The sequence below is a fragment of the Rhodococcus sp. MS16 genome (assembly GCF_013277795.1).
Classification (GTDB): domain Bacteria; phylum Actinomycetota; class Actinomycetes; order Mycobacteriales; family Mycobacteriaceae; genus Rhodococcus_F; species Rhodococcus_F globerula.
The window spans coordinates 452,729-469,061 of sequence record NZ_VBTM01000005.1 but is presented as its reverse complement, the minus strand read 5'-3'; the positions used below and the strand labels follow the sequence as shown (position 1 = coordinate 469,061).

Annotated in this window: 18 protein-coding genes; 12 read left to right on the top strand and 6 right to left on the bottom strand. The window is 61.5% G+C overall.

Annotated elements, in window-relative coordinates:
- Positions 1-52 precede the first annotated feature (52 nt).
- The 8 genes from FEZ60_RS15050 (at position 53) to FEZ60_RS15015 (ending at position 7,569) form a co-directional block, all read left to right on the top strand.
- Positions 53-1,126, top strand: a complete 1,074-nt coding sequence (locus FEZ60_RS15050; protein ID WP_172936383.1) for an FAD-binding oxidoreductase — start codon at positions 53-55, stop codon at positions 1,124-1,126.
- A 29-nt stretch (positions 1,127-1,155) separates the two neighbouring features.
- Positions 1,156-2,262, top strand: a complete 1,107-nt coding sequence (locus FEZ60_RS15045; protein WP_172936382.1) for an aromatic/alkene monooxygenase hydroxylase subunit beta — start codon at positions 1,156-1,158, stop codon at positions 2,260-2,262.
- Entirely contained in the window at positions 2,259-2,600 is a 342-nt protein-coding gene (locus FEZ60_RS15040; protein WP_172936381.1) for a propane 2-monooxygenase effector subunit MimD, read from the top strand. Before FEZ60_RS15045 ends, FEZ60_RS15040 begins: the two co-directional genes overlap by 4 nt.
- Positions 2,601-2,644: 44 nt before the next feature.
- Positions 2,645-3,691, top strand: a complete 1,047-nt coding sequence (locus FEZ60_RS15035) for an amidohydrolase family protein (RefSeq protein WP_172936380.1) — start codon at positions 2,645-2,647, stop codon at positions 3,689-3,691.
- Positions 3,688-4,425: an iron-sulfur cluster assembly protein gene (locus tag FEZ60_RS15030; protein WP_172936379.1), complete on the top strand. Its 738-nt coding sequence runs from the start codon at positions 3,688-3,690 to the stop codon at positions 4,423-4,425. The genes FEZ60_RS15035 and FEZ60_RS15030 overlap by 4 nt, the downstream gene beginning before the upstream one ends.
- Positions 4,422-5,447, top strand: coding sequence for an NAD(P)-dependent alcohol dehydrogenase (locus FEZ60_RS15025; RefSeq protein ID WP_172936378.1), 1,026 nt, complete (start codon positions 4,422-4,424; stop codon positions 5,445-5,447). Before FEZ60_RS15030 ends, FEZ60_RS15025 begins: the two co-directional genes overlap by 4 nt.
- Before the next feature lie 58 nt (positions 5,448-5,505).
- On the top strand, positions 5,506-7,155 hold the full coding sequence (gene groL / locus FEZ60_RS15020; protein ID WP_172936377.1) for a chaperonin GroEL: 1,650 nt from the start codon (positions 5,506-5,508) through the stop codon (positions 7,153-7,155).
- A gap of 90 nt (positions 7,156-7,245) precedes the next feature.
- Positions 7,246-7,569: a putative quinol monooxygenase gene (locus FEZ60_RS15015; RefSeq protein WP_172936643.1), complete on the top strand. Its 324-nt coding sequence runs from the start codon at positions 7,246-7,248 to the stop codon at positions 7,567-7,569.
- Positions 7,570-7,585: 16 nt separating this feature from the next.
- On the opposite strand, the gene FEZ60_RS15010 is transcribed toward FEZ60_RS15015, so the two are convergent.
- Positions 7,586-8,527, bottom strand: a complete 942-nt coding sequence (locus FEZ60_RS15010) for a DUF808 domain-containing protein (protein WP_033235659.1) — start codon at positions 8,525-8,527, stop codon at positions 7,586-7,588.
- A 239-nt stretch (positions 8,528-8,766) separates the two neighbouring features.
- Between FEZ60_RS15010 and FEZ60_RS15005 the strand changes: the two genes are divergently transcribed.
- A complete protein-coding gene (locus FEZ60_RS15005; RefSeq protein WP_033235658.1) occupies positions 8,767-9,447 on the top strand; it encodes a methyltransferase domain-containing protein in 681 nt (226 codons plus the stop codon).
- Between the two features lie 23 nt (positions 9,448-9,470).
- Here FEZ60_RS15005 and FEZ60_RS15000 read toward each other — a convergent pair whose 3' ends face one another.
- Complete coding sequence (locus FEZ60_RS15000; RefSeq protein WP_172936376.1) at positions 9,471-10,901, bottom strand: MFS transporter; 1,431 nt, start codon at positions 10,899-10,901, stop codon at positions 9,471-9,473.
- A gap of 58 nt (positions 10,902-10,959) precedes the next feature.
- Here FEZ60_RS15000 and FEZ60_RS14995 point away from each other — a divergent pair, with 58 nt between their 5' ends.
- Positions 10,960-11,457 carry a helix-turn-helix domain-containing protein gene (locus tag FEZ60_RS14995; protein WP_141485553.1) on the top strand — a complete coding sequence of 166 codons (498 nt, stop codon included), beginning with the start codon at positions 10,960-10,962 and terminating at the stop codon, positions 11,455-11,457.
- A 39-nt stretch (positions 11,458-11,496) separates the two neighbouring features.
- Here the strand turns inward: FEZ60_RS14995 and FEZ60_RS14990 are convergent, their stop codons facing one another.
- Together FEZ60_RS14990 and FEZ60_RS14985 are read right to left on the bottom strand one after the other, a co-directional pair.
- Positions 11,497-12,306: an SDR family oxidoreductase gene (locus FEZ60_RS14990; RefSeq protein ID WP_033235656.1), complete on the bottom strand. Its 810-nt coding sequence runs from the start codon at positions 12,304-12,306 to the stop codon at positions 11,497-11,499.
- Positions 12,303-12,998: a hypothetical protein gene (locus tag FEZ60_RS14985; RefSeq protein ID WP_242484607.1), complete on the bottom strand. Its 696-nt coding sequence runs from the start codon at positions 12,996-12,998 to the stop codon at positions 12,303-12,305. Before FEZ60_RS14985 ends, FEZ60_RS14990 begins: the two co-directional genes overlap by 4 nt.
- Before the next feature lie 121 nt (positions 12,999-13,119).
- Between FEZ60_RS14985 and FEZ60_RS14980 the strand changes: the two genes are divergently transcribed.
- Positions 13,120-13,785, top strand: a complete 666-nt coding sequence (locus FEZ60_RS14980; protein WP_172936375.1) for a TetR/AcrR family transcriptional regulator — start codon at positions 13,120-13,122, stop codon at positions 13,783-13,785.
- A 522-nt stretch (positions 13,786-14,307) separates the two neighbouring features.
- On the opposite strand, the gene FEZ60_RS14975 is transcribed toward FEZ60_RS14980, so the two are convergent.
- Positions 14,308-14,457 carry a hypothetical protein gene (locus tag FEZ60_RS14975; protein WP_172936374.1) on the bottom strand — a complete coding sequence of 50 codons (150 nt, stop codon included), beginning with the start codon at positions 14,455-14,457 and terminating at the stop codon, positions 14,308-14,310.
- Positions 14,458-14,679: 222 nt separating this feature from the next.
- Positions 14,680-14,910: a hypothetical protein gene (locus FEZ60_RS14970; protein WP_172936244.1), complete on the bottom strand. Its 231-nt coding sequence runs from the start codon at positions 14,908-14,910 to the stop codon at positions 14,680-14,682.
- A 16-nt stretch (positions 14,911-14,926) separates the two neighbouring features.
- On the opposite strand from FEZ60_RS14970, the gene FEZ60_RS14965 reads away from it, so the two are divergent.
- On the top strand, positions 14,927-16,267 hold the full coding sequence (locus FEZ60_RS14965) for an HNH endonuclease signature motif containing protein (RefSeq protein WP_172936373.1): 1,341 nt from the start codon (positions 14,927-14,929) through the stop codon (positions 16,265-16,267).
- The last annotated feature ends 66 nt before the right edge of the window (positions 16,268-16,333 follow it).

The window sequence follows — 16,333 nt, the reverse complement described above, 5'->3', positions numbered from 1 at the left end:
TGATTCCGCGCCGCCTGGCGCAACCATCACTCGATCAGCCCAGGAGACACCCGTGGCCGACATTCACCGGATCAACTTCGAGCCCGTAGACATCGAGATGGAAGTAGGCGAGGACGAGAACATCCTCGATGCAGCCTTTCGGCAGGGCATTCATCTGATGCACGGCTGCCGCGAAGGTCGGTGCTCGGCGTGCAAGTCCTACCTTCTCGACGGCGAGATTCAGATGGAGAACTACTCGACCTTCGCCTGCAACGACGCCGAGGAAGAGGAAGGGTACGTATTGCTCTGTCGTTCATACGCATACAGCGATTGCACGATCGAGCTGCTCAACTTCGACGAGGACGAACTCCTCGGGGGCATACCTATCCAGACGGTGCGCACCGAAGTGGTTGCACTGGAACCGATGACACCGGACATCGTGTCGCTGCGACTGCGAGCCGTCGAACCCGAAACTTTCGAATTCAAACCGGGGCAGTACGCCGACCTGCATATCCCGGGTGGCGACGAACATCGCTCGTTCTCCATGGCCACAACACAATCGACGCCCGGTCAAGTGGAGTTCCTGATCAAGAAGTACCCCGGGGGAAAGTTCGCCGGCTTGTTGGACAGCACGATGAAAGTCGGCGACGCACTGTCGTTGACCGGACCGTACGGGTCCTTCACGATCAAGGACGGACACGTCCTTCCGGTGGTGTGCATCGGCGGTGGGGCCGGAATGGCTCCCATTCTTTCGCTGCTGCGCCACATGAGCGAGACCGCAAACACCCGGCCGGTGCACTTCTACTACGGGGCTCGAACGGCTCGAGATCTGTTCTACGTGAACGAAATCCTCGAACTCGGAACACAGTTGAAGGACTTCACGTTTGTGGCGTGCCTATCGGCAGCGACGGATGATGCAGTGCTCGACGACGCGGTGTCCGGTTCGATTCTGCCGGAGTCCGTGACCGTGGAACAGGGCAATGTCACCGACGTCGTCGACCGTCGCGAGAGTGAATTGGGCAAGTCCGAGGTCTACCTGTGCGGACCGCCGCCGATGGTTGATGCCGCCCTTGCCTTGCTCGACGCCAATGGGGTTCCGAAAGACCAAGTCTTCTACGACAAGTTCACCAGCCCGGCTTTCGATTGACCACAGCCACCGAAAGGAACTGAACCGACATGACCGTCACCAGCGGGACCAAGCAACGGAGCTTCCCCTCGATCGAATTCACGGATTCCGAGGCAGGCGCACTCGAGTTCCCGAGTTCGAAGAGCAGAACCTACAACTACTACACGCCGGCAAAACGACGGGCAACGATGTACGAGGACGTCACCGTCGACGTGCAACCGGACCCCGAGCGGCATTTGTCGCAGGGCTGGATTTACGGCTTCGGTGACGGTCCCGGCGGATACCCGAAGGAATGGACGGCCGCGACATCGTCGAACTGGCACGCATTTCTCGACCCGAACGAGGAATGGGATCAGACGATCTTCCGGAACAACTCCAAAGTTGTCCACCAGGTGGAGCTGTGTCTGTCCAACGCCAAGCGGGCACGGGTGTACGAAAGCTGGAATGCGCCGTGGCTGAAGTTCATCGAGCGCAATCTGGGTGCGTGGATGCACGCGGAGAACGGCTTGGCGCTGCACGTGTTCACAGCGGTTCAGCGCTCCGGACCGACAAACATGATCAACACCGCCGTCGCAGTCAATGCGGTCCACAAGATGCGATTCGCGCAGGATCTTGCGCTGTTCAACCTGGACCTGTCCGAGGCGGTCGACACGTTCGACGGGGGAGCGCACAAAGACGTCTGGCAGTCCGCGCCGGAGTGGCAGCCCACCCGCGAAGTAGTCGAGCGTTTGACCGCGGTGCCGGACTGGTGCGAGCTGCTGTTCGCGACCAACATCGTATTCGAGCAATTGGTGGGATCGTTGTTCCGCAGCGAACTTGTCATGCAGATCGCCGCTCGCAACGGCGATTACATCACTCCGACGATCGTCGGCACCGGCGAACACGACTACGACCGCGACCTTGCCTACACGCGGAATCTCTTCCAGTTGTTGACACGCGACCCCGAGACCGGGGAGTCCAACAAGGAACTCTTCGGCGCCTGGCTGGCGACGTGGGTGCCGCGGTGCCTCGACGCGGCGCGCGCTCTGCAACCGATCTGGTCGCAGCCGGCCGACAAGGCCGTCACGTTTGCCGACAGTCTCGACGCCGCTACTGCGAAGTTCAGTTCACTGCTCGAGGATCTCGGGCTCGATATCCCCAAGGAGTTGGAAAAATGAGCATGCACTTCGGATCTGACACGGAGTTCTCGAACATGTGTGGTGTGACCCTGATGAATACTCCGACGGGCCGCATCGTCGCGGAGGTGATGGGAGCCAAGGACGGTGTCGAACTCACCGAGTATCCCTCGATGATTCGCGTGGACGGCAAACGCCTTCTCAACTTCGACTACGAAGAGCTCACCGACGCACTGGGTTCGGAATTCGACGGCTCCATTTTCGAGGAGATCAGCTCCACCCACTACGGACGCATGGTTCATCTCGACGACAAGACAATGCTGTTCGCCAGTCCGGAAGACGCCGCCGAGTACATCGGTTTCGATCTCACGGCGAGCTGACCGTCACCCACCTGTACGACCTGAAAAGTGAAGCGAGGGAAGCGATGTATCAGAAGGACGGGCAAAAGTATTTCATCGTCGACGGGCACGTGCACCTCTGGGACGGGCGCGAGTCGAACCACAAGAACGTGCACGGCAAGCAGTTCATCGACTGTTTCTACGATTACCACAAGAACCTCAGCCCTGCGGACGAGGTGTGGGACTACGACACCTACACCTACTACGGTTCGGATCGGTTGATGAAGGACCTTTTTGTGGACGGCTACGTCGATCACGCGATCTTCCAGGCCACGCTGCTGAGCGACTTCTACGTCAACGGATTCGGGCAGACCGAGGAGGCCTTTGCCCTGACGCAGAAGCATCCGGACAAGCTCACGTACAACCACGCCTACGATCCTCGCTACGAGGAGGCAGGCCTGGAACAACTTCGCCGGGACGCCGAGCGGATGAACCTCCAGGGCGTCAAGCTCTACACGGCCGAGTGGCATGGCGATTCCCGCGGATACAAACTCGACGATCCGTGGTCGCGGCGGTACCTCGAGGAGTGCATCGCGTTGGGTATCAAGAATGTTCACGTGCACAAGGGGCCGACGATTCGTCCGTTGGACCGTGACGCGTTCGACGTGGCGGACGTCGACAAGGTCGCGACCGACTACCTCGACCTACGATTTGTCGTCGAGCACGTGGGTCTGCCTCGGTTGGAGGACTTCTGCTGGATTGCAACGCAGGAGTCCAACGTGTACGGCGGGTTGGCGGTTGCGTTGCCGTTCATCCACACTCGCCCAAGGTACTTTGCCCAGATCATCGGGGAGCTCCTCTACTGGATCGGCGAGGACAAGATCCTGTTCAGTAGCGACTACGGAATCTGGACTCCGAAATGGCTGATCGAGAAGTTCGTCGACTTCCAGATTCCGGAGGACATGCAGTCCGAATACGCTCCGATCACCGTGGAACAGAAGAAGAAAATCCTCGGGCTCAACGCGGCGGCTCTCTACGACATAGACGTTCCCGCAGAACTGCGGCTGGCCGAGCCGGCCGGGCAGGAAGGTGTCGATGTCGCAGCTGGAGCGCGAGAGGCTGTGTCGCCGTGACCACGCTTGCGGTCTCCGTGGAGCAGAACGTCCTCGAGGCCCTCGCGACCGTCACAGATCCGGAACTCGACGAGCCGATCACCGAGTTGGGATTCGTGCGTTCGGTGACGATCGACAACGACGGAGTCACCGTGCACCTGCGGTTACCCACGGCATTTTGTTCGCCGAACTTCGCTTACCTCATGGCATCCGACGCTCAGGACGCCCTACGTTTGGTGGATGGCGTCGGCGAGGTGCGGATCATGCTCGACGATCACCACGACAGCACCAAGATCAATGACGGATTGGCTGCGGATGCCGGTTATGTCGGCACTTTCGGCGTCGAGGCGGAGGAAAGTCTGAGTGAGCTTCGCAGAATTTTCCTCCGCAAGGCCCATACCGCAGCGATGGAGCGATGCGTCGAATCTCTCTTGAAGAAAACCTCTTTGGAAGTCGACAAGATCAGCGCGTTGACGTTGCGCGACCTCCCAGCGGGGAAAGACAAGGCGGCGTTGATGCGTCGCCGCATCGCCATCGGTCTGAGTACGTGCCCGAACAGCCGAGTCCTCGTAGACGAGGAGGGGCGTGGCATTGCACGTGAGGAAGTACCCATGCGTTTGCGATTTGCCAAGTCGGTCCGAATCTCGATGGAAGGCAACGCACATTTCTGTCGGGGTCTCCTCGCTACCCGCTACGCCGACGAAGAACCAGTCGGCGCCGTACCCTCGATCACCAACCTCAGGAGCTCGCAATGAAGGCCGTACAAGTTGTGGGGTATCACACCAAGTTGCAGCTCACCGACATTCCGCAGCCCAAGATCGAGAGCCCACTCGATGTCATAGTGCGGATCGGGGGAGCCGGAGTGTGCCGCACCGATATTCACGTTCTGGAGGGGCAGTGGAAGGAAAAGAGCGGGGTCGAGTTGCCGTATACGATCGGCCACGAGAACGCCGGCTGGGTCCACGCTGTCGGCGATGCCGTCACCAACGTCTCGGTGGGTGACACGGTGATTCTGCACCCTCTCATCACCTGCGGATTGTGTCGTGCTTGCCGGTTCGGCGACGACGTGCACTGCGAGAACAGTGAATTCCCCGGGATCGACACCAATGGAGGCTACGCGGAATACCTTCGCACCACAGCTCGTAGCGTCGTGCGGATCGACGACTCACTCAACCCCGCCGACGTCGCCGCCCTCGCAGACGCCGGACTCACGGCGTACCACGCAGTCGCGAAGGTTGCGGCCGCGACCAGGCCAGGCGACGTGTGTGTGGTGATCGGTGCGGGCGGGCTCGGTCACATCGGAATCCAAGTGCTCAAAGCGATCTCGGGGGTGACGGTGGTGGTTCTCGACCGTAATCCCGAGGCAGTAAAGCTGGCCGTGGACATCGGCGCCGACCGCGGCATCGTCGCTGACGGCACGCATGTGCAGCAGGTGCTGGACTTGACGGGAGGCCACGGCGCGGAGGCCGTCGTCGATTTTGTCGGTGAGGGCGGCGCCACCGCGGAGGGGATCGCCATGCTTCGCCGTGCGGGCAACTACTACGTCGTCGGATACGGCGAGAACATCGACGTTCCCACAATCGACGTGATCTCAACTGAGATCAACTTCATCGGCAATCTTGTTGGTTCCTACAACGACTTGCAGGAGCTCATGATCCTTGCAGCCCAAGGCAAAGTGACTCTGCATACAACTAAATACCCACTCGAGGAGTTCCAGAGCGCACTCGACGATCTGGATTCGGGGCGGGTGCGTGGGCGGGCGATCCTCGTTCCGTAGCAGGCGCTATTCACATCTGTCAGCTCGTCATATCCGTCAGATCGAAAAGGACACAGACATGGCCAAGGAACTGCGGTACAACAAGGAAGCACGCCTTCTGCTCGAGCACGGTGTCAATGCTCTGGCCGACGCGGTCAAGGTGACACTCGGCCCGAAGGGGCGGAACGCGGTACTTGAAAAGCTCACGGGGCCACCGACGATCACCAATGACGGGGTCACGATCGCCCGGGAAATCCAATTGCGCGACCCTTTTGCCAACATGGGCGCTCAGTTGGTCAAGGAAGTTGCCATGAAGACCAACGGCGCTGTGGGTGACGGCACCACCACGGCGACGGTGCTGGCTCAGGCGATGGTGCGCGAGGGGATGCGCGCGGTCGAGGCGGGCGCAAACCCGATGCGGGTGCGACGCGGTATCGAACGGACCATTCCTGTTGTCGTGGATTCGCTTCGTGCGCAATCGGTTCAGGTCTCCGGTCCGGGCGATCTCCAGAGAGTGGCGAGCCTGGCGGCAAGTGATGACGAGGTCATCGGGCAAGCCATTGCTCAGGCTGTCGATTACGTGGGGAAGAACGGCGTCGTGACCACCGAGGAAAGTGACACGCTTGGCATGTCGGTCGACATCGTCGACGGGATCGAATTCGACCACGGATACATCTCTGGCTACATGGTCACCGACCCCGAACGGATGGAAGCGGTGCACGAGCGTCCGCTGATTCTGTTGACCAACAAGAAGATCGACAAAGTGCAGGACATCATGCCGAGCATCGAGGTGGCCAAACGAGCCGATCGGCCCCTTGTCGTTCTGGCTGAGGACGTCGACGGTCCGGCGCTTCAGCTACTGGTCGGTGGGAACATGCACCGGACCATGGCGTCGGTGGTCGTCCGAGCACCAGGCTTCGGTCATCGCCGGGTCGCGGAACTGCAGGATCTCGCGGTGGCGCTCGGTGGACATGTCATCGCCAAGGACACGGGAATCGAACTGTCCGAGATCACTCTCGAGCACCTTGGTTCGTGTGACCGCATCACCGTCACCGAGAACGAGACGACGATCGTCGGCGGGCACGGCGATCCGAATCTGGTTGATGCGAGAGTCGCGCAAATTGCCGCTCAGCTCGAGCGGGCGAAGATCGACGCCGACCGCGACAGCCTCGAGTTGCGCGTCGCCAGGCTCACCGGGCGGGTTGCCGTGATCAAGGTCGGCGGCGCGACAAGCGTCGAGCTCAAGGAACGGATGTTGCGAGTCGAAGACGCCTTGGCCGCAACCCGGGCCGCGCTCGAGGAGGGTCTCGTATCCGGTGGCGGCACTGCCCTTACCCAGGCTCATCGCGCACTAACTGAACTCGATCTTCCCGGAGACGAGGGGATTGGATGCGAGATCGTTCGGCGGGCGCTGGCCGAACCGTTGCGATGGATAGCGATCAACGCCGGATTCGACGGCGACGAGGTAGTCGACACCGTTGCGGTGCTGCCATTGGGCCACGGGTTCAATGCGCTCACCGGCGAGTACGGGGATCTGTTCGAAGACGGCGTCGTCGATCCGTTCAAGGTCACCCGCGCGGCGCTCGAGAGCGCCGCGTCGATTGCCGCGCTACTCATCACGACGGAGACAGCAGTGGTCGAGGAGGTCTTCGGTAATCCAGGCGCCATCATGGCTCCGGGATTCGGCGACTTGGCCGAGGGCATGATCCGCCCCTCGAACATCTACTGAACTTTTCATCGGACACGGGCCGCGGTCTGCCACTCTTGAATAGGAGAGTGGCAGACCGCGCGCCGGGACAATTCACAGATTGGGACAGTGATGATTTTTATCGTGGTGAAGTTCGACGTACTCGAAGAGCATCGGGACACATGGCTGGAGCTGACAAAGGAATTCACCGATGCCACGCGAGCGGAGCCGGGCAACCTTTGGTTCGACTGGTTCCGCAGCGCCGAAAACCCCGGAGAGTACCTCCTGGTGGAGGCATTCCGGGATCCTGAAGCAGGTTCCCAACACGTCAACGGCGATCATTTTCGCCGCGGACTCGAATCGATGCGCCCGGCGCTGAGCGAGACCCCGCGGATCATCAACGCCGATATTCCCGGCGTCGACTGGTCGCGGATGGGGGAGCTGGAGATCAGCTAGTTACGCAGTGGCCGAGTTACGCAGTGGCCGAGCGCTTTGCCAGCACGCTCGTAATACCCAACTGCGCTGCGACGATCACCGCACCGACCACCAGGCCGAGAGCTGCAGATGCAAGAGTGTTGACGATCCATGCCAGGACTCCGCCGACACCGGCAATATCCTTGACCGCTTCTTCGCCGTGATGAACGGCGTCGTAGAGGGGATGGAAGCCGAGTTCGTCGATGCCGACCAGAAGAATGTGGCCACCCACCCACAGCATTGCGGCGGTGCCCACCACGGAGAGCACCGACATCACGTGCGGCATGCCGCGAACGAGCCCGCGCCCGACCTTGTGAGTGAAACCGGACGACGACTCGGCGATGCGCAAACCGATGTCGTCCATCTTCACGATCAATCCGACAACGCCGTAGACGACAACGGTGATCACCACAGCGACGACGGCAAGAATGATCAGTCGGCTCCAGAAACCTTCACCCGCGATGGTGTTGAGTGCGATCACCATGATCTCGGCCGACAGAATCAGATCGGTACGCACGGCGCCGGAGACAACGGCCTCTTCGTCACGAGGATGCTCGTCTGCGCTCTCGTGATGGTCGCCGTGGCCGAAAATCGCTCCCCAGATTTTGTGGACAGCTTCGTAGCTGAGGTAACAGCCACCCACCATCAGCAGGGGAGTCAGTAGCCCGGGGAGGAACTGGCTGAGCAGCAGCGCGATCGGCAGAATGATCAGCAGCTTGTTGCGCAACGACCCGATCGCGATGCGCTTGATGATCGGCAGTTCGCGTTCAGCCGCCAAGCCGCGCACGTACTGCGGAGTGACAGCCGCGTCGTCGATCACCACGCCGGCAGCCTTGGCCGTTGCCTTACCGGTCGCGGCAGCTACGTCGTCGATCGACGCTGCTGCCATCCGAGCCAGAGCGGCGACGTCGTCGAGCAGGGCAAACAGTCCGCCGGCCATCACAGACCTCCAGTGGAATCAGTGGAAAGGGGTGGCCGGACGGATCCGGTAACGCAGTTGCTTGATCGCACGAAGTCTCTATCCCATGAACGTCGGAGGCGGCGGCAGGTCACCTCGAACGATACCGGCGACTTCATAGCGTGAGTAGCGCAGACCCGACGTCAACTCTGCAGACATCGTTGCGTTAAGGGCTTCCGGGCTAGTTGTTCGCGTGCGAGACTGCACAGGGGATCGACCGAATGGGATCGACCGAATGGGGCATCATGCGCGAACCGGACACAGCACAGGTCGCCAAGAGTTTCGACGCGATGGCGACTCACTACGACCGACAGATCGGACGCTTCGAGCGCTTTGCACTCGGTGACGCACGTAGATGGGCAGTCGACAAAGCGCGCGGCCGCGTCGTCGAGATTGCCGTCGGTACCGGCCTGAACTTGCCGCTCTACGGTAAGGACGTCGACTACGTCATCGGAGTGGACATCTCGAAAGCGATGCTCGATCAGGCCCGCGCCAGGGTCTCCGAGGGTGTGAGCACCAGCGTCGACCTTCGGTACGGAGACGTGCAGGAACTGGATATCCCCGACGAGTGCGTCGATACGCTGCTGTCCACCTACGCGTTCTGCACGATTCCTGATCCGGGCCGAGCTGCAGTCGAGGCCTTCCGCGTTTTGGTGCCCGGCGGTCGATTTGTACTGGCGGAACACGGGCCGAGCACCAATGTTTTTGCGCGGGCCGTGATGAAGGTGGTCGAACCGCTTTTTGTGCGTTTCGGTTCCGACCACCTCACTCGCGATCCCATCGGATACCTCGAGGACGCGGGTTTCCTGATCGACGAAGTGCAGCGCAGCGGACGGGGCGGGGTCGTGTTTCGAGTAGTGGCGAGCAAGCCGGATCCCGAATGGACGGCGTTGGGTCACTGACTGACGGGCCGGACCTTGCCGGACTACTCGACGGGTATGCCTTGCCGCGGCACCGACTTCGTGCCGGCGGTCTCCGAGCTGGCGGTATCCGTGCTGGAGGTGGGAGTCATCCCGAGTGATGCGACTGCGGATGCAACAGCAATTGCGACGATGACCCACCAGGCTTGTCGGAAGGTGCTGTAGTCGACCGCGCTTCCGAGGACTGCGATCAGGATGCTCACGCCAAGCACAGTTCCGATCTGCCGGCTCATGCTGATGACGGCGCTGCCGGTGGCCGATCGCGCAGCGGGTAGGTCGGCGGTTGCCTGCGAGAGGATGGTGGGCAGAGCGAGGCCGACGCCGATCCCGGTGACGATCCACCCCGGCAGCAGTTGGGTGGCGTAGTGCGGTGTCGTGTCCACCGACAGCAGGACAAAAAGCGTGCCCGCAGCCCAGAGCGCGCTGCCCAGAGCGGCTACTCGGCCGGCGGAGTATTTGCGGGTGAGGGCTCCGCCCACGATGGCAAACAACGGAACCATCATCGGACCGGGAGCGACGGCAAATCCGGTTCGCAGTGCCGAGTATCCCCAGACTTCTTGCAACCAAAGGATATTCGCGAGAAGTCCGGCCGCGAATGTGGCGCTGAACAAGATGGCGGTGATATTCGACCAGGCAAACGAGCGGACTTTCAGGAGATCCGGCGCGATCAGCGGAGCGGAGTGGCGGGAGTTGCTCCACCAGAAGGCAATCAGAGTGACCGCGGCGAGCGCACAGGCAGTAACGATGCGCGGGTCTGTCCATCCCCAGTCAGGACCCTGAACCAGTGCGAGAGCAAGAGCACCGATGCCGACGGTGAGGAGTGCGGCGCCGGCCAGGTCCATTCCTGCATCGGGGTCCTTCTCCGCGGCATCCGGGACAAGTCGAACGGCGAAGTAGAGCAGCACAATCCCGATGGGAACGTTGATCAGGAACACCCAGTGCCACGACGCCTCCACGAGCATGCCGCCGACAACGGGGCCGAATGCCGCTGCCGCAGCGCCGGAAGCGGCCCAGATGCGAACGCCGGATTGGCGTTTAGCGGCCGGGAGTGCGTTGATCAGAAGTCCGAGGCTGGCCGGGGTGAGTGCTGCCGCGCCCACGGCCTGGACGATGCGGAATGCCACGAGCATCCACAGTGACGGGCTGAAAGCGCAAGCGGCACTGGCGAGAGTGAAGAGTGCGAGACCGGCGATGAACGCTCGTTTGGGGCCGATGCGGTCAGCCCAACGCCCGAGTGGGATGAGCAGTGCGGCGTAGACGATTGCGTATCCGTTGAGGATCCAGCTGAACTCGCCGAGTGAATGTCCGGGAAAGCTCTTCGCGATGTCGCCGAAGGCCACATTGACGACAAAGAGATCGAGGCTCGCAACAAATGGTGCTCCCGACAGGATTGCCAGAAGTGGGCCCGTCCTGACGGGCTGACTGTTGAGTTCCATAGTCAGGAACCTAAACCCTGGCTAGGGCAATGGCAAGTCAGGGAGTAAGGTGATGAGCATGGACGCAGTGCGACTGACCGGAGTCTTGGCAGACCGGGGCGCGTGGCAAGCCACGCATTGCTCGATCGGCCGCGCAATGGAAGTGGTCGGCACGAGGTCGGCGATGCTGATCCTGCGTGAGGCTTATTACGGCACAACTCGTTTCGACGATTTTGCGTCGCGGGTCGGTATCACCGAAGCAGTGGCGTCGGCGCGCCTGAAGGATCTCACTGCTGCCGGCATCTTCGAGCGTCAGCCATATAAGGAGCCGGGGAAGCGTACTCGGCATGAGTACGTGCTCACCGAGATGGGCCGGGATTTACTGCCGGCGGTGCTGGCGCTCATGCAGTGGGGCGACAAGTACCTGCACGGGGGCAGGGGTGGGCCGCTCAACGTTGCCGACGACAGCACTGGTGAACCCGTGACGGTCGACGTGCGCAACCAATCCGGCCACGTCGTGCCACTGGGGGAGTTGCGGGTGTCCGTGAACGGCGCTCGGGTGCGCGGCAACAGCTAATCGTCGAATATCGATTGGCGATCCTGTTGAGCAAGGTGGTCATCGGAGGATTCGGTCGAGATACGCGCGGCGCTGGGTGTCGTCGTAATCCCCGGGTGGCCGGTTGCGGGTGACGACACGCTTAGCGACTTGCAAGAGACGTTCAGGTGCAGCTTCCTCGAGCGTTCCTATCGGTGCCAGCCAGCGCGGGACTGTGACCTCGCGACCTGGTCGGCGTGCAGTGTCGGCGATGGCGCGACCTACCTGTTCGGGTTGCAGCGTGGGTTGCAGATCGAGCGAAACACCAGAGGTGAGTTCGGTGTTGACTGCCGCAGGCATGATCGTAGTGACCGTGACTGCGGTGTGGGCAATTTCGGCGCGCACAGCCCGCGACAGGGCGGCAACGGCGAACTTGGTGGCGCAGTACACCGCGATTCCTGGTGTGGTCACCTTGGCGGCCATTGATGCGACGTTGACGATGTGGCCGCAGTTGCGGGCCAACATGTCGGGGAGGAAGACGTGCATGCCGTTGATGACGCCGCCGAGGTTGACCGCCACCTCCTGATGATGGCCTTCGAGGCTTTGGTCCACGAACGGACCTAGCCGCATGATTCCGGCATTGTTGACGAGCATCCGAACCGGGCCGTCGGCGCTGGCGGCAGCCCAGAACTTTCGCAGACTTTCCCCTTTGGTGACATCGAGATGCATTGACTTGGCATCGATTTCAGCAGCGGTGCGGGCGGCCTCCTCAGTGTCGAGGTCACCGATCCACACTAGTGCTCCTCTGCGAGAAAGTTCAGCAGCAGTGGCACGTCCGATGCCGCGGGCTGCGCCGGTGACACAGACGACGGCCCCGTCGAGTTCGATCATGACCGCACCTCCTCGTTCTCGAAGTGGCGCAACGCAAAGTGGGCGATAGTACGAATCTCACCGGTGTGCATCGTGAGCAACGCTCTACCGAGGTGCAGCCCTGGTAGCAACTCGACGATCTCGTCACGGGTGCGTTTGATCGGGAAGGTCCGCACACTCGGATTGCAGTACTCCTCGATGCCGTAGTCCAGCGCGATCACGGGAATCTTGGGAGTGACCAGTCCGACATCGGCGCTGTAGCGAAAGTCGAAGCCCACAATCTCCGGGCCGGCCCGACGCAGGCCGCGATAGAGCGGCGCGATCACCCGCATCGCATAGCGCGCCAACGGGATCAGTCGATTGAACCCCGTACCTGACTCGGCGTTGAACGTCTTGCCCTGCCACGTCGGGTTGATCGCGAGCAGCGGATTGGCCAACGCGGCCTCGGGAACATTGAAGAGTTTGCCCACGATCAAACCTTCGTAGGCACCGTCGAGCTGCGCGGGCCGTGTTCCGGCGGCAAACAACGCGCCGATCTGGTCGCGGCGGTCGGCCCTACTCAGCTCACGCAGGTACCGCCATCCCTCTACTCGCGCTCGACCCGGCGCGTGTTTGGAGAGCTCACGCAACTCGGCCAGTATCGGCCCGATCACCGCTGTGACGGTGGAGGGAAGTTGGGTGGCACCGGTAGCAGCAGGCGGTGTGGGTGACATCGATGAACGTCCTCTCGGTAGCCGATGAACTATTCTGGTACCAAACTGTGCCAAATATGGTCGACAGGTGTCAAGGGCCCTACGCAGCGAACGAGACGAGGTGAATGCCACTATGGCTGTCATGAGTGCCCAGCCTGCGCGGAGCTACGGCGGAATCGATGCCGGCGAGCGGGTGCGGGTTCGCCGCAACCAGCTCATCGACGCCGCGCTGGGAATCATGGCCACTGACCAGTGGCGCACCGCGACGGTCGCCAGGGTGTGCTCCACCGCTGGGCTGAACAAACGCTATTTCTACGAAAGCTTCGACACCCTCGATGCACTGGCGGCGGCCGTCGTCGAGGAAACCGCACGTCACGTAAGCGAGAGTGCCGTCCTCGCGTTCGCAATGTCAGCAAAGAAGTCCCTGCAGGAGAGGGCCTTTCAGAGCATCGACGCTGCGGTGCGAGCCCTGGTCGAGGACCCTCGTCGCGCCAGGGTGCTCTTCGACGCGGTTTCCGCGTCCCCTGCGGTGTTGGCCCACCGGGCCGCGGTCGTTCAAGGCCTCGCGACGATCCTGGTTCAACACGCCCGCGAAGTTCACGATGTAAAACTCGAACGAGACAGCCTGGCCCGAGTTACGCCGGCGTTCCTCGTCGGCGGCACCGCCGAGGCGATCATGAGCTGGCTCAACGGCACTGTCGATATCACCCTTGAGCAACTGGTCGATGACCTGAGCACGCTGTGGCTGATCACCGGCAACGGCGCCGCCGACCACGCCCGCCGGCGACTGCCCGAGGAAAAGCCGTGAGCATTGTAGAGGCGATCCGCGTCATTTTCTTACCCAAGGGTGGTTTGCCTGTGATGTGACGGTTGATCCGGCCACCTACGGTGTCCCAAATTGAACTCCGCTGCGCTCCGCTCTGGAAAAGCACTGATTTGTTTAAGGGATGGCCGCCGCGGCGTTCTCGACAGTCGACTGCTTATCGAGAAGTGTGACTTGATCGCTGTTTAAGGACACGACGGAGAGGTCGCCTACCCAGGTGTCAGCCCGATCCGTGCCGAAGCGAGTGCGCCTTCTGTCACGGAAACGTAAGTGCCGAAACGTATCCGATGAATGAACCGTGCAGCCTGCATTGTGCTGAGGCTCGATCAAAAGTTCCATGACCACCCGAAAATTCAGGTGGAGGATGACCGCTCGAGGCAATCTTGTTTGTAAATGGCTGCCGCGCCGCCGCTTCGCGCTGGCTTGCCAGCGGATATGCACTCGACTGTCTCGACGACCGAGTTCGCGTTCGCGCTCAATACCACCGAAAACCCTTGACGCTGGTGGTTAGCCCCATTGGGTGTTCATCTTGTTCGCGAGCCATTCTGCGTCCGTCTGGACCATCGGTCCGTGCAGGCAGTAGTGGCCGCCGTTGTCTTGGACGTAATGGGTGTAGCACTTGTTTTCGTATCCACCGTGTCCTGCGATGCGGGGCACTGTAATGAATCAGGCGGTGTTGGTCTCGGTCATGGTGGTTCCTTCCGGAGAGTCCGTAGAGTCGCTCCCCTCGACACGGTGTTCGGGGCGACTTGTGCGACGACTTTCTTGGCCGCTCGGGGAGTGAAACACCCCTGAAACACCTTAAGCAGTTTGGGGAGGAACCTGGCTTGATCAGTTCGTGGCGGCGAGTTGGTCGGTGTCGAATCTTTCGTGGCGGCGCTATCCGGTCGAGGTGACGACGGGTGGCGTCGAGTTTTGGGCGATCGTTTCCCAGCTGAGGGTGGGGTCGGCGAGTTTGCGTCGGGCGGTGTCTTTGACGTTGTGGGGGAGATCGGAGGTTGCGATGAACTGTTCGAGTTCGGCAAAGAGGTCCGGCTCGAGTGAATATTCTTGGAACCTGTCCGAAATGCCTCTTGAATCGAACGAACGTTCGAGTATCATTGTGGTCAAGGGTGGGGAGGCTCTGATGACCACGGTCAGCGATTTTGTTTCGGTGGGGGATGTTGTAGCTGGCTCGGCTGCGGGTGTGCGTGGCAGGTTGTGGCGGTTGCGTCCGGCCGAGGTTCGGGACGTTGCCGTCTGTGCATCGGCGGAAATTCTTCGGCTGGAAGCGATTCGGGTTGCCGCAGTCGACGAGTTGGCGCTCAATCCGGACGAGCAGGTGCTCTGCTACCGCGGCGTGGGGCGGTGGTTGGCAGCGAACACGATGCTGCAGAACGCGGCCGGCAACAGAATCGCCGCCCTCGGTGCCGCACTGCGGGCGTTCCCGGACATTGCTGCCCAATTCGAGGCCGGTGACCTTTCGCTCGACCATGCGGCAATAATTGCCGCGTTCTGTGAATCCCCACCAAAAGGTATGCCGGAGAACGCTCTACCGTCCTGCATGGCAACACTGCTCGCTGCCGCATCCGGGGTGGAGGCGACCACCATCAAACTCCGCTACGCGATTGCGGTCCTGGAGCGGATCTTCGAATCCGACAACACCCCGCCCGGTGAGGACGACGACCTCAACGTCTTGCGGATTTCGCCGACGCTCAACGGGCGGGTCGCGATCAAGGGCGATTTCGACGCACTCACAGGCGAAATGCTGTTGTCGGCTCTCTCGGGTTTGTCGATGCCGAAACCGGCCGCGGACGGAACCCCGGATCAGCGATCAGCTGCCAAACGCACCGCCGACGCCTTCACCGAACTGATCCGCCGCTACCTCGACAACGCCATGACCGGTGTCGACGGCGGTCAGCGTCCGCATGTGAACGTGCACATCACCGCGAAAGATCTTGCCGAGCATCGGGAATGCGCCACCATGCGCAGCGATGTCGCAGCGGATTTCGATGAGCCTGATGTCGAGGATCTTGATGTCGGGTACATGCCCTGGATGGGACCACTGAGTGTGAGCCTGACGCGCATGCTTGCGTGCGATTGCATGCTCTCCACCGTGTTGATGGACGGCAACGGTGCGCCGTTGGATGCGACCCCGCACAAACGCCTCGTCACACCCGAACAGCGCACCGCGTTGATCGCTCGGGACAAAGGCTGTGCCTTCCCGAACTGTGATGCCGTACCGGCTTGGTGCGACGCCCACCACATAAAACCGTGGTCGGTCGGTGGACTGACGGTGATGGACAACCTCACCCTCCTCTGCCGTAGTCACCACCGGTTGATCCATAGCACCAGTGGGTTCCGCGGCATCTGGGAAATCAAGATGGGCGACGATCACAAACCCTGGTTCATCCCGCCGGCCGCGATCGACCCGAAACAACGTCGCCGTCGCTCCACCACCCGCCAAGGGCCAGTGCATCGAGACTGAATCCGGCCCTGCCGGAATTGAACACTGCGCGTTTGCTTCGCATCACCAGTAAGACGATGCGAAGCC

Coding starts and splice junctions, on each gene's coding strand:
- FEZ60_RS15045 (WP_172936382.1), top strand. CDS start 1,156: ATGACCGTCACCAGCGGGACCAAGCAACGGAGCTTCCCCTCGATCGAA.
- FEZ60_RS15025 (WP_172936378.1), top strand. CDS start 4,422: ATGAAGGCCGTACAAGTTGTGGGGTATCACACCAAGTTGCAGCTCACC.
- FEZ60_RS15010 (WP_033235659.1), bottom strand. CDS start 8,527: ATGGCCGGCGGACTGTTTGCCCTGCTCGACGACGTCGCCGCTCTGGCT.
- FEZ60_RS15015 (WP_172936643.1), top strand. CDS start 7,246: ATGATTTTTATCGTGGTGAAGTTCGACGTACTCGAAGAGCATCGGGAC.
- FEZ60_RS15000 (WP_172936376.1), bottom strand. CDS start 10,901: ATGGAACTCAACAGTCAGCCCGTCAGGACGGGCCCACTTCTGGCAATC.
- FEZ60_RS14990 (WP_033235656.1), bottom strand. CDS start 12,306: ATGATCGAACTCGACGGGGCCGTCGTCTGTGTCACCGGCGCAGCCCGC.
- FEZ60_RS14965 (WP_172936373.1), top strand. CDS start 14,927: ATGACCACGGTCAGCGATTTTGTTTCGGTGGGGGATGTTGTAGCTGGC.
- FEZ60_RS15035 (WP_172936380.1), top strand. CDS start 2,645: ATGTATCAGAAGGACGGGCAAAAGTATTTCATCGTCGACGGGCACGTG.
- FEZ60_RS14980 (WP_172936375.1), top strand. CDS start 13,120: ATGAGTGCCCAGCCTGCGCGGAGCTACGGCGGAATCGATGCCGGCGAG.
- groL (WP_172936377.1), top strand. CDS start 5,506: ATGGCCAAGGAACTGCGGTACAACAAGGAAGCACGCCTTCTGCTCGAG.
- FEZ60_RS15005 (WP_033235658.1), top strand. CDS start 8,767: ATGGGATCGACCGAATGGGGCATCATGCGCGAACCGGACACAGCACAG.
- FEZ60_RS14995 (WP_141485553.1), top strand. CDS start 10,960: ATGGACGCAGTGCGACTGACCGGAGTCTTGGCAGACCGGGGCGCGTGG.
- FEZ60_RS14985 (WP_242484607.1), bottom strand. CDS start 12,998: ATGTCACCCACACCGCCTGCTGCTACCGGTGCCACCCAACTTCCCTCC.
- FEZ60_RS15040 (WP_172936381.1), top strand. CDS start 2,259: ATGAGCATGCACTTCGGATCTGACACGGAGTTCTCGAACATGTGTGGT.